The organism is Streptomyces sp. YKOK-I1 (assembly GCF_054660435.1).
Map to the genome: position 1 here is coordinate 1,124,841 of NZ_BAAGDR010000001.1, position 12,377 is coordinate 1,137,217.

The following is a 12,377-nucleotide window of genomic DNA, read 5'->3' on the forward strand; positions in this document are numbered from 1 at the left end:
CCCATGTCCGCACCCACAGCGACCCTGCGCTCCGAGTGGGCCAAACTCACCACGGTCCGCTCCACGGGGTGGACCCTGTTCGCCGCCTTCGCCGTCACCGTGGCCTTCGGCACGCTCGTGAGCGCCCTGTCCAACTCCGACTACGACAGCCTCTCGGAGCAGGAGAAGCTCTCCTTCGACGCCGCCGGGACCAGCTTCACCGGCGGTCTCCTCGGCCAGTTGGCGATGATCGCGTTCGGTGTCATGGTGATCGGCTCCGAGTACAGCACCGGCGCGATCCGCAGCTCCCTCGCGGCGGTCCCCCGGCGCGGGGTCTTCTATCTCAGCAAGGTGGCGGTGGCGACCGGTGCGGCCTTGGCCGTCAGTCTCGCCACCACGTTCGTGACCTTCTTCGCGGGGCAGGCCGCACTCGGATCGCACAGCACCACGCTCGGCGCGCACAACGTCCTTCGGGCCACGTTCGGCGCGGCGCTCTACATGACGCTGATGGCCGTGTTCTCGATGGGCGTGGCCACCATGCTGCGCAGTTCGATGCTGTCCATGGGCATCCTGATGCCGTTCTTCTTCCTCGTCACACAGATCCTGGCCTCCGTGCCGGGCGCCAAGAAGGTGGCGGAGTACCTTCCCGACCAGGCCGGTGCGGCGATGGTGCGGGTGGTGCCCAAGTCGGACCTGCCGTACGGGGCGGGGGGCGGGCTCGCCATCATGCTGGCGTGGGTGGCCGCGGCCCTGCTCGGCGGGTATCTCGTGCTGCGCAACCGGGACGCGTGAGCCCCGGGCCCGGCCGCGGAAAGGACCCGGCGCCACGGGACGTGGTGCCGGGTCCGGCGTTCTCCGGGCCGCTGCCGTGGGCACGGGGCCAGGGGCCTCAGGGCCGGGCCCAGTCCGGGATCTCCAGGATGGTGAGCACGGCCGAGGTCGAGACCCAGCCGGCCGCCGACGTCGTCATCAGGACATTGTCGCCGGGGGACACCAGCCCGTTGGTGAGCAGGTGGTTCAGGGAGACCGCCATGTCGCAGGCGCCCATGTGACCGTATTCCTTGCCGAAGTGGGCGGTGGAGCGCGACATCGGCAGACCCAGCGGCTGCATCTTCGTCTGCTCGACCATGAGGGAGTCGCTGTTCGCGGCGACCACCCAGCGCAGGTCCGACGCGTTCAGCCCCGCGTCCACCAGCGAGCGGTGCACCAGGTCCAGCTCGAAGTCGCGGATCATCTCCATGCACTTGTCGAGCGGCATCACGTGCTGGTTGAAGTACATCAGCAGGTCCATCGTGCCGGAGGCCTTGCGTTCCTCCCCGCGGAACGGCAGCAGCGACTCCTGCCCGCGGTGCCACTGCTCCAGCTCCGGCATGGTCGCGGAGTTCACGGCCCGCAGCGCCGCGAATCCGCCCTCGCCGCTGAGCAGGACGGCGGCGCCCCCGTCGCTGGCGGTGAACCCGGTGCCGAAGCCGCGCCACCGGTCGATGAGCGGGCTGGTGAAGTTCTCCGCCGCCGTCACCAGCGCGGTCTCGGCACCCGCGGCTCCCGTCAGCTGTCCCACGGCGACCTCGATCCCGGCGAGCAGCCCGTTGGAGTGCTGGCGCACGTCCGTGCTCGCCACCCCGCTCGCACCCAGCTCGCGCAGCACGTAACCGGGCGGGTAGAACCCCTCGGGGCCGTGCTGCACGGCGGTGCAGTGGACGTGGAAGTCGAGGTCGTCGATCTCGTTGCCCGAGCGCCGGAACGCGTGCCGGGCGGCGAGCACGGCCATGTCGAGCGCGGGCAGGTCGCCCGCGATGTAGGCGGCGGTGAGCCCGGTCGCGTACTGGATGGAGAACTCGTCGTAGAGCCCCTGCTCGACGGCCTCCTCGACGGTCACCCGCTGCTCCGGGATGTAGACCCCGACCGTGTCGACGTAGACGCCGTTCGTCTTCATCTGTGGCTGTTCTCCTTGAGTGTCGTGTCGTGTCGTTCGGGATGTGGTGTCGGAGGTCGGCCGGCCGACGGGCGGGGACGCCCGTGTCACCCGCGCAGCAGCTCTTCCCTGAGGCGCTTCACCAGCAGGACGGGGGTGTCGGCCTCGAACAGCAGGGCGGCGGGCAGCCGCAGCCCCGTGGTCTCACGCAGCCGGTTGCGCAGGGCGAAGGCGGTGAGCGAGTTGAGACCGATGTCCCGGAAGGCCCGGGTGTCCTCGACGGCTGCGGGCGAGGGGTAGTCGAGCACCGCCGCCACGTCGGTGCGCACGAGGTCCATGAGAACGGCGTCGCGTTCGGCGTCGCCGAGACCTGCGAGGCGGCGCCGGAGCATACTGAGCGCACCCGCGGATCCCGGCCGGCCCGCCCGGCGCCGGGCCGGTACGCCGGCCAGGTCGCGCAGGGGGGCCGGCAGGCTAGCGTCGCCCGCGCGGCCGAGGAGCGTCCCGGTGTCCGGGCGCAGCAGAACGGCGGTGGGCGCGTCCTGGGCACAGGCCGCGTCGAAGAGGTCCCGGCACGCGGTCCGGGGCAGCCGCCCGACTCCCGGGGGCAACGCGCTCCCGGCCCGGTCCTCGCCCTCCCAGGGGCCCCACGCCACCGACAGCCCGGGGAGCCCCGCGGCACGGCGGCGGAGCGCCAGGGCGTCGAGGAAGGCGCCCAGGGCGGCCTCGTCGCCGTGTCCGGCGGCTCCCAGCGTGCCGGCCGCGGACGAGAGGAGGACCAGGGGCACCGCGGCGGATCCGGGCCGCTCCGGTGTCGTCAGCTCGGCGAGGTGCAGGGCCGCGAGCAGTTCCCCGTGCAGCCGGTCTCCCCCCGCGGCCGCCGCGCCGTCGGTCTCCGGGCGCCGCGGCGCCCCGGCCGCGTGCACGACAGCCGTCAGCGGGTGTGCCGTCGGCACCGAGCCCAGGAGCGCGGCCAGTGCCGCGCGGTCGGCCGGGTCGCACGCGGCGAGGGTCACCTCGGTGCCCGGTTCGGCCAGTTCGTCCCGCAGCAGCCTCTGCGCCTCGCCGGGTGCCGGGGCGACGAGCAGCAGCCGGCGCACGTCCGGCCGGCCTGCCAGGTGCCGGGCGATCTCGGCGCCGGCCGGCCGGTCTGCGCCGGTGACCAGGACGGTCCCCTCGGGTCCGGCCGGCAGGCCCGCTCCGTCGGCGATGGCGGTCGCGGCGGTCACGGCGGTCAGCCGTGGGACGCGTACCGCCCCCTGGACCAGGGCCAGTTGCGGCTCGGGAAGGGTCAGTGCCGCCGGCAGGGCGCGCCAGGAGGCACGCTTGCCGTCCAGGTCGGCCAGCACCAGCCGGCCCGGATCGGCCAGTTGGGCGGAGCGGATCAGGCCCCACACCGCGGCGACGGCCGGGTCCGGCGCCCGGGTGCCGTCGGCGGCGAGTGAGCCGCAGGTCAGGACGGCCAGCCGGGTGTCGGCGAAGCGGTCGTCGGAGAGCCACTCCCCGGTCAGCGCGGCGATGTGCCGCACCGCGGCGGCACCGGTGGGGTCCCCGAGGGCGGGCACACAGCCGGCCAGGACCGCCTCGGGCACGGCCGCGCCGGAGTCCAGTGCCCCGGCGAGCGCGGCCAGGCCGTCGTACGCCTCGGTGTAGACGCCCGCCCTCATCAGGGCCGCGCGGGCCCCGAGCGGATCGGGTCCGACGAGTGCCCAGCGGGGTTTGTCCGTGGGCGCCGGGCACTCGGTTGCGGGCCATTCCAGCCGGAACAGCGGACCGTGGTGTGCGGTGCGGGCGCCGGTGAGCCGTGCCGGATCGGCGGCACCGAGCCGTATCTCGCCGATCGACACGACGGGCAGCCCCGTGTCGTCGGCGGCCTCCACGGCGACGGTGTCGCTCCCGGTACGCGTCAGGCGGACGCGCAGCGCCGAGGCGCCGACGGCGTACAGCTCCGTCCGGTGCCAGGAGCCGGGCAGGGCCGGTCCGCCGGTGCCGGCGGTCTCCCGGGTGCCCGCGAGGGTGCTCAGGGCAGTGTCCAGCAGCGCCGGATGCAGGCAGTACGAGGCTCCCCGCGGCCGCTGTCCGTCGGTGAGGGCGACCTCGGCGAACAGGTCGTCGCCACGCCGCCACAGGCCCCGAAGGCTGCCGTCGGCCGTCCCGGGCAGTCCGGTGAGGTCGGCGGGCTCGGCGTCGGCGGGCGGCCAGAGTTCGAGGTCGAAGGAGGCCGGTCCGGCTGCGGGGCACAGCACCGCCCGGGCGTGACACGTCCAGGGTGTACCGGGCAGGGCGCCCACGCGCCGGGAGTGGACGCGCAGGACGCGTTCCCCCGCGGCATCCGCCTCGCCGACCGTGACGCGCAGCGCGACCTCGTCCCGCTCGGGCAGGACCAGCGGATCCTGGGACGTCAGTTCGAGGACGTGGTCGCAACCGACCCGTTCGCCGGCCTGGACGGCGAGTTCGACCAGCACCGACCCGGGCACGGCCCCGGTGCCGGAGTCGGCGGCGGGCCACAGTGCGGCGCGGGACAGCGCGCCGGTCAGCAGCAGCCCGCCCGGCTCGGGCAGTTCGACGGCCGAGTCCAGCAGCGGGTGCCGGCCCGCCGGGCCGGTGGCGGGGGCGCCGGCGCCGGGATGCGGGGCGGGGGCCATCCAGTAGTGGCGGCGGTGGAAGGCGTATGTCGGCAGCGGGGTCCGACGTGCCCCGGACGGCGCGAGCAGGGTGCTCCAGTGGATGTCGACGCCCCGGACGTACAGCTGCGCGAGGAGGGTCACGAGGCCGGGTCCGTCCGGTCCGGTGAGCGGCAGCAGGTCGACGTGCGCGTCCGGCGGGGTCCCGTCGTGGGCCTGCTCTCCGCCCCGGTCCGGGGCGCCGAGGACGACCAGCGTGCGGTGGCCGCTGTCCAGCAGCGCCCGCAGCGCGTGCCCGGGCCGTGCGGAATCGCCCGCGAGGCCCGCGGCCCACGGGGCGGCCTCGGTCTCGTCCCCGTCGAGCCAGCCACCGGTCGCGGCCGAGCAGAACGGCGTGTCGGCGGGCCCGAAGCGGACCGGGGGCAGGTCCTCCCGCGTGGTTCGGCTGTGGTGCACGGCGAGCCGGGCGCCGGTCTCCAGCGGGAGCAGCCCGGCGGCACAGGCCGCCGCGATCTCGCCGAGCCCCTGGCCCGTCACCGCCGCGGGCTCGATGCCGTGCGCACGCAGCAGCGCGGTCACCGCGACGGCCACCGCCCAGCCGAGCGGTCCGGCGATCTCGGGACGGTCCGGCCAGTCGGGGGCGGTGCGTCCGGCCAGTACGTCGGCGGGTGTCCAGCCGACCAGCCCGGACAGGGCCCGTCCGCAGGCCGCGAGGGTCTCGGCGAACACCGGGGCGGCGTCGGCCAGCGGTGCGGCACCCGCCGTCCACCGGGCGTCGGCGGCCGGGAAGACGAACACGACGGGGGGTGCGGCGCGGCCGGTGGGGGCGGTGCCGCTGACGACGGCGGCGCCGGGCGCGGTTCCGTCCGCCAGGGCCTTCAGGGCGCCCAGCGCGCTGTCGCGGTCGGGGACGGTGAGCACCGCCCGGTGTTCCAGGGCGGAGCGGCCGGTGGCGAGCGACAGGGCCACGTCCGCCAGCCCGGGCGCCGGCTCCTCCGTCAGGAAGGCGTGCAGACGGGCCGCCTGGCCGCGCAGCGCCTCGGCGCTGCGTGCGGACAACGGCAGCGGCAGCGGCAGCGGCAGCGGGATGCCGTCGGCGGCGGGGGCATCGGCAGCGGTGTCGTCGCCGTCGGCGTGTTCCCCGTCCCCGGGCGGTTCTTCGAGGATGACGTGGGCGTTGGTGCCGCTGATGCCGAAGGAGGACACACCGGCCCTGCGGGGGCGGTCACCGGGCGGCCAGGCCACGTCCGTCCGCAGCAGTTCCACGGCGCCCGCCGACCAGTCGACATGGGGGGAGGGCGGGTCGGTGTGCGGGGTGCGGGGCAGGACGCCATGGCGCATCGCCATGATCATTTTGATGACGCCGCCCGCGCCCGAGGCCGCCTGGGTGTGACCGATGTTCGCCTTCATCGAGCCCAGCCACAACGGCCGTTCCCGGTCCTGCCCGTAGGTGGCGAGGACCGCCTGCGCCTCGATCGGGTCGCCGAGCGGGGTGCCCGTGCCGTGGGCCTCGACGGCGTCCACGTCGGCGGCGCGCAGTCCGGCGGAGCGCAGCACCTGGCGGATCAGCCGCTGCTGGGCGGGGCCGCTGGGGGCGGTCAGTCCGTTGGAGGCACCGTCCTGGTTGATGCCGCTTCCGGCGATCCTGGCGAGGACCGGGTGACCGCGCCGACGGGCGTCGGAGAGCCGCTCCAGCAGCAACAGGCCCACCCCCTCGGCCCAGTTGGTGCCGTCGGCGGCGGCCGAGAACGGCTTGCACCGGCCGTCGGCGGCGAGGGTGCGCTCCCTGCTGAAGGCCACGTACGGGTCCGGCTGCGACATGACCGCCACCCCTCCGGCCAGCGCCAGGTCGCACTCCCCCGCGCGCAGCGCCTGAGCCGCCAGGTGCAGGGCGACCAGGGAGGAGGAGCAGGCCGTGTCCACGGCCACCGAGGGGCCCTCGAGCCCGAAGGCGTACGACACCCGGCCCGCGGCCACGTTTCCGGCCGTGCCCATCTGCATCCCGGAGGCGTAGTCGTGATACGTCACGCCCGCGAACACGCCGGTACGGCTGCCCTTGAGGGAGGCGGGTGCGATCCCGGCCCGCTCGAGGACTTCCCACGAGGTCTCCAGCAGCAGCCTCTGCTGGGGGTCCATGGTGAGGGCCTCGCGCGGAGAGATGCCGAAGAGCTCGGCGTCGAACTCGCCCGAGTCGTACAGGAACCCGGCCTCGCGGACATAGGTGGTGCCGGGGCGGTCGGAGTCCGGGTGGTACAGCGCGTCGAGGTCCCAGCCGCGGTCGGCCGGGAACGGGCCCAGTCCCTCGGCTCCCGCGGCGACCAGGCGCCACAGCGCTTCGGGGGAGTCCGCTCCGCCGGGGTAGCGGCAGGCCATGCCGACGACCACCACCGGGTCGTCGTCGGGTACGGCGTGGTCGGGGCGGTCGGGGGTGTCGTCGCCGTCGGGCCGTCCCCCGTCCAGGCCCAGTTCCGCGGCCAGGTGCCTGATCAGGGCTCCGGAGGTGGGGTGGTCGTAGACGAGGGTGGCGGGCAGGCGCAGTCCGGTCTCCTGGCCGAGCCGGTTGCGCAGGTTCACGGCGGCGAGCGAGTCGAAGCCCAGCTCCTTGAACGGCTTGTCGGGGCCGACGAGGTCGGTGCTGTCGTAGCCGAGGAGCGCGGCGACCTGGCCGGTGACGAGGTCGGCCACCGCGCGGTGCCGCCGGGCCCGGGGCAGTGCGGCGAGCCGCCGGGCGAATCCGCCGCCCTCGCCGGACGCGCCGGACGCGCCGCGCCGGACGGTGACGCGCAGCAGTCCGCGCAGCATCGGGGGGAGTTCCCCGGCCTCGGCGCGTGACCGCAGGGCGCGCGCGTCGAGACGCATCGCGAGCAGCAGCGCCCGGTCGGCGGCGGTGCCGGCGTCGAACAGGCTCAGGCCCCGCTCGGCGGAGAGGGGAACGACTCCCTGGGCGGCCGTCCTCGCGGTGTGGGTGGGGTCCAGGGCGGCCGTCATGCCCGCGAACCGCTCCCACGGCCCCCAGGCCAGTGAGGTCGCCGGCAGTCCTGCCGCGCGACGGTGCCGGGCGAGGGCGTCGAGGAAGGTGTTGGCGGCGGCGTAGGTGGCCTGGCCGGGATTGCCGAGAAGACCCGCCGCCGAGGAGAACACCACGAAGGCGGACAGGTTCGCGTCCCGGGTCAGCTCGTGCAGATGGGCGGCGGCGGTCGCCTTGGCGTCGAAGACCGTTGCGAGGCGCTCGGGCGTGAGGGAGGTGAGCAGGCCGTCGTCGAGGACACCTGCGGTGTGCACCACCGCGCTGACCGGGTGTTCGGCCGGTACGGCGGCGAGCAGGGCGCTCAGCGCGGGACGGTCGGAGACGTCGCACGCCTCGACCGTCACCTCGGCGCCGAGCGCGGTGAGCGCGTCGCGCAGCGCGGCCGCGCCCGGTGCCGCGGGCCCGGACCTGCTGACCAGCAGCAGCCGCCGTACGCCGTGCTCGGCCACCAGATGGCGGGCGGTCAGGGCGCCCAGTCCGCCGGTGCCGCCGGTGATCAGCACCGTGCCGTCGGGGCCGAACCCGGGCGGCGCCGCTTCGGCGGGGCGAGGCGCGCGCACGACCCTGGGCGCGAGCAACGCTTCGTCACGGACGGCGAGTTGGGGTTCCTCGCCCTGCAGGGCGGACAGCGGGAGCGAGTCGGGCGTGTCACGGTCGACGAGCAGGAAGCGGCCGGGGTGCTCCGACTGAGCCGTGCGGACCAGTCCCCAGACGGGGGCGTGGGCGAGGTCGGGCACCCGGTCGTCCGGGGCGGCGGCCACGGCGTGGTGGGTGAGCACCGCCAGCCGGGATCCGTCGAGGCGCTCGTCGGCCAGCCATTCCTGGAGGGTGGCCAGGACGGCCTCGGTGGCGTCCTGGGCCGCGGCGGCGAGGCTCGTGCCGTCGTCGGAGCGGTCGGCGGAGGCGACCGGCAGCAGCACGGTCGTGGGCGCGGCGGTGCCCTCGTCCAGGGCGGCCCGCAGCGCGGCGAGGTCGTGGTGGACGCGGACGACGACACCCCGCTCGGCGAGACGGGCGGCGAGCGCCGCGCCGTCCTGGGCGAGGACTGCCCAGCCGCCGTCCCCGCGGGCGGGGAGTCCCGTCTCGGGGGCCTGCCCGGACGTCGGCGCCCACTCCAGCGCGTACAGTCCGTCGACCTGCGGATCGGTGACCAGCGCGTCGACGGCGGGGTAGGACAGGGAGACGGAGTCGACGGTGGCCAGCGCCCTTCCGTGGGCGTCCGCGAAGGTGAGCGAAACGCGGTCGGTGCCCGCGCCCGTGACCCGCAGCCGGGCGGTGGCCGCTCCGCTCGCGTGCACGGTCACGCCGTGCCAGCCCTGTGGCAGCGCCACGCGGCCCTCGCCCGCCTCGGGCGCGGCCCACAGGGCGGTCTGCGCCGCGGCGTCGAGCAGCACGGGATGAAGGCCGAAGGCGGCGGCACCCGCCTCGCGCGGCTCGTCCGGTACGGCGAGTTCGGCGAAGAGCTCGCCGCCTCGGCGCCACAGGGACCGCACGGCGCGGAAGGCCGGGCCGCAGGAGTGTCCGCGCAGCGACAGCTCGTCGTACAGATCGTCCACGTCGACGGGTTCGGCCTGCTCGGGCGGCCAGACGTCGGTCCCGGACGCGTTCTCGGCGAACTGGGCGCCGGCGCTGTCGGTGATGGCGGCCAGGGTGCCCTCGGCGTGGCAGCGCCAGGGCCGGTCGCCCTCGTCGTCGTCCGGCCGGGAGTGGACCGTCACCGTGCGCCGTCCCGTGTCGTCGGCGGCTCCGACCAGGATCTGCATCCGGACCCCGCCCCGTGGGGGCAGCGGCAGCGGGTCCCGCAGGGTCAGCGTCTCCAGGGCGGTGCAGCCGGCCTCGTCTCCCGCCCGCACGGCCAGCTCGACGAGGACGGACTCGGGTAGCAGGGCGCTGCCCGCGGTCTCCCGTTCGGCGAGCCAGGCGTGGGAGCGCGCGGACAGCCGGCCGGTGAGGAGGACGCCCCCGGCGTGGGCGAGTTCGACGGTGGCGCCGAGCAGCGGGTGGCGCGCGGCTCCGAGACCCGCGGCCCGGATCCCGGCGGCGCCGGACGGTGCGGCGGGCAGCCAGGCACGGCGCCGCTGGAAGGCGTACGTCGGCAGCGGCTCGGGGGGCTCGGCGGGCGCGCCCGTGTCCGTACCCGTACCCGTGCCGGTGCTCGGGCCCGCACCGGTGAGGAGGCCGGTCCAGTCGACGGCGGCGCCCCGGGTGTGCAGGGCGGCGAGGGCGGTCTCGAAGGCCCCGGGTCCGGGCTGGTCCTTGTGCTGGGCCGGAACGGCGAGCACCTCGTCCTCGGCCGGCAGGTTCTGCGCCGCCAGGGCGGACAGGGTGCCGTCGGGCCCCAGTTCCAGGCAGCGGGTGACGCCGAGACCGGCCAGGGTACGGACGCCGTCGGCGAAGCGGACCGCGTGCCGCACGTGCCGCACCCAGTACTCGGGGGCGGTCAGGTCGTCGGGGTCGGCGGGGCGACCGGTGAGGTCGGAGACGACGGTCAGACGTGGCGGGTGGAACTCCACCGACTCGGCGACCCGCCGGAAGTCACGCAGCATCGGTTCCATCAGCGGCGAGTGGAAGGCGTGACTCACGCGGAGCGCGGTGGCGCGATGGCCGTTCGCCCTGGCCTGTTCCGCGATCTCCCCGACCTCGGCGGCGACGCCGGCGATCACCGTTGCGCGGGAGGCGTTGACGGCGGCGATGCCGACCCGGTCGGTGCGTCCTTCCAGCAGGGCCAGCACCTCGGGTTCGGGGAGCTGGAGGGAGAGCATGGCGCCGCCCTCGGGGAGCGCCTGCATCAGCCGTCCGCGGGCCGCCACCAGGCGGCAGGCGTCGGCGAGCGACCACACCCCCGCCACGTGCGCGGCGGCCAGCTCGCCGATGGAGTGGCCGAGGACGACGTCGGGACGTACGCCGAAGGACTCGGCGAGCCGGAACAGGGCGACTTCCAGGGCGAACAGGGCGGGCTGCGCGTACTCGGTACGGTTCAGCAGGTCGGCGTCCGTGCCGAACACCACGTCCTGGAGGGGGTGTTCGAGGACGCTGTCGACCTCGGCACACACCTCGTCGAAGGCGTCCGCGAACACCTCGTACGTCGCGTGGAGTTCACGCCCCATGCCGGGGCGCTGAGAACCCTGCCCGGCGAAGAGGAAGGCGGTCCTGCCGCTTCCGGAGGCGGAGCCGGTGACGAGGCCGGGCCGGGCGTGACCGGCCGCCAGGGCGTCCAGGCCACGCAGCAGGTCCTCGCGGTCGGTGCCGAGCACCACGGCTCGTTCTTCGAAGACGGACCGGGTGGTCAGCAGCGCGGCGGCGGTGCGCGCCGGATCGGCGGCCGGGCCCGAACGTACGAAGTCGGCGAGCCGACGGGCCTGCTCGCGCAGGGCGGCCGGGGTTCGGCCGGTGACCAGCCAGGGCACCGCCGCGGACGGCAGCCGCAAAGCCTGCGGGGCGGGAGGAGGCGTGCCGGGGTCCGCGGCGGGCTCCTGAGGGGGCTCCTGAGGGGCCTGCTCCAGTACGACGTGGGCATTGGTGCCGGAGACGCCGAAGGCGGAGACGCCCGCCCGGCGTGGACGGTCCGCCTCCTGCGGCCAGTCGGTGTTCCCCTGGAGCAGCCGGACGGCACCGGCCGTCCAGTCCACCTGGGAGGTGGGCTCGTCGGCGTGCAGGGTGCGCGGCAGCACACCGTGCCGCATCGCCAGCACCATCTTGATCACACCGGCGACACCGGCAGCGGCCTGGGTGTGCCCGATGTTCGACTTCACCGACCCAAGCCACAAAGGCCGTTCACGATTCCGGCCGTACGTCGCCAGCAGCGCCTGCGCCTCGATCGGGTCACCCAGGGCCGTGCCGGTGCCGTGGGCTTCCACCGCGTCCACGTCCGCCGTTTCCAGCCCACCGGCCGCCAGCGCCGCCCGGATCACCCGCTGCTGCGACGGACCATTGGGTGCGGTCAGGCCGTTGGACGCGCCGTCCTGGTTGACCGCGCTGCCCCGCACCACCGCCAGCACCCGATGCCCCAGGCGCCGCGCATCCGACAACCGCTCCACCACCAGCACACCGACACCCTCACCCCACCCCGTACCGTCCGCACCCTCCGCGAACGCCTTGCACCGCCCGTCCACCGCAAGCCCCCGCTGGCGCGAGAACTCCACGAACGCACCCGGCGTCGACATCACCGTCACCCCGCCGGCCAACGCCAGATCACACTCACCACCCCGCAACGCCTGCACCGCCAGATGCAACGCCACCAACGACGAGGAGCAGGCGGTGTCCACCGTCACCGCCGGACCCTCCAGACCCAGCACGTACGACACCCGCCCCGACAACACCGACGCCGTGATGCCGGTGGTCAGGTGGCCGTCGGACTCCTCCGGCCGGTCGAGCATGAGCGCGAGGTAGTCCTGGCCGTTGGTGCCGGTGAACACGCCGGTGCGGCTGCCGCGCAGCGCGGCGGGGTCGATGCCGGAGCGTTCCAGCGCCTCCCAGGAGGTCTCCAGCAGCAGCCGCTGCTGGGGGTCCATGGTCGTGGCCTCGCGAGGCGATATGTCGAAGAAGGTGGAGTCGAACAGCGGTGCGTCGTAGAGGAAGGCTCCCTGGCGGGCGTACGTGGTGCCGACGCCGCCTGCCGCGTCGAAGACGCCGTCGAGGTCCCAGCCGCGGTCGGCGGGGAAGCCGGCGACGGTGTCACGCCCCTCGGCGAGCAGCCGCCAGAACTCCTCCGGTGTGTCGGCTCCTCCGGGGAAGCGGCAGCCGAGGCCGACGATCGCGACGGGCTCCTGGCGGCCCGTCTCGGCGTCATGAAGACGCTTGCGGGTCTGGCGGAGGTCCGCCGTCACCCTTT

At 75.2% G+C, this 12,377-nt stretch carries 3 protein-coding genes and 6 pseudogenes; 1 reads left to right on the forward strand and 8 read right to left on the reverse strand.

The genetic code is table 11. The features are described 5' to 3' along the window. The first annotated feature begins 3 nt into the window (after positions 1-3). Positions 4-771 carry an ABC transporter permease gene (locus tag ACYQ8Q_RS05070; protein WP_460062310.1) on the forward strand — a complete coding sequence of 256 codons (768 nt, stop codon included), beginning with the start codon at positions 4-6 and terminating at the stop codon, positions 769-771. A gap of 97 nt (positions 772-868) precedes the next feature. Here the strand turns inward: ACYQ8Q_RS05070 and ACYQ8Q_RS05075 are convergent, their stop codons facing one another. The 8 genes and pseudogenes from ACYQ8Q_RS05075 to ACYQ8Q_RS05110 all read right to left on the reverse strand — a co-directional run. Then, positions 869-1,915, reverse strand: a complete 1,047-nt coding sequence (locus tag ACYQ8Q_RS05075) for a ketoacyl-ACP synthase III family protein (protein ID WP_460062313.1) — start codon at positions 1,913-1,915, stop codon at positions 869-871. Positions 1,916-2,001: 86 nt separating this feature from the next. Next, positions 2,002-2,286 carry an acyl carrier protein gene (locus ACYQ8Q_RS05080; RefSeq protein ID WP_460073173.1) on the reverse strand — a complete coding sequence of 95 codons (285 nt, stop codon included), beginning with the start codon at positions 2,284-2,286 and terminating at the stop codon, positions 2,002-2,004. A 255-nt stretch (positions 2,287-2,541) separates the two neighbouring features. Continuing rightward, a pseudogene (locus tag ACYQ8Q_RS05085) lies at positions 2,542-3,123 on the reverse strand (KR domain-containing protein); the annotation flags it as partial. Between the two features lie 18 nt (positions 3,124-3,141). Further along, positions 3,142-3,561: pseudogene (locus ACYQ8Q_RS05090) on the reverse strand (SpnB-like Rossmann fold domain-containing protein); the annotation flags it as partial. A 162-nt stretch (positions 3,562-3,723) separates the two neighbouring features. Beyond that, positions 3,724-4,185 (reverse strand): annotated as a pseudogene (locus ACYQ8Q_RS05095) (polyketide synthase dehydratase domain-containing protein); the annotation flags it as partial. Positions 4,186-4,200: 15 nt separating this feature from the next. After that, positions 4,201-4,539, reverse strand: a pseudogene (locus tag ACYQ8Q_RS05100) (hotdog family protein); the annotation flags it as partial. Between the two features lie 420 nt (positions 4,540-4,959). After that, positions 4,960-8,748, reverse strand: a pseudogene (locus ACYQ8Q_RS05105) (type I polyketide synthase); the annotation flags it as partial. Beyond that, a pseudogene (locus tag ACYQ8Q_RS05110) lies at positions 8,734-12,372 on the reverse strand (type I polyketide synthase); the annotation flags it as partial. The pseudogenes ACYQ8Q_RS05110 and ACYQ8Q_RS05105, both read right to left, overlap by 15 nt. Positions 12,373-12,377 lie beyond the last annotated feature (5 nt).

Excerpts from the sequence above, each read along its gene's own strand:
- ACYQ8Q_RS05080 (WP_460073173.1), bottom strand. The coding sequence starts at position 2,286 with ATGCTCCGGCGCCGCCTCGCAGGTCTCGGCGACGCCGAACGCGACGCC.
- ACYQ8Q_RS05075 (WP_460062313.1), bottom strand. The coding sequence starts at position 1,915 with ATGAAGACGAACGGCGTCTACGTCGACACGGTCGGGGTCTACATCCCG.
- ACYQ8Q_RS05070 (WP_460062310.1), top strand. The coding sequence starts at position 4 with ATGTCCGCACCCACAGCGACCCTGCGCTCCGAGTGGGCCAAACTCACC.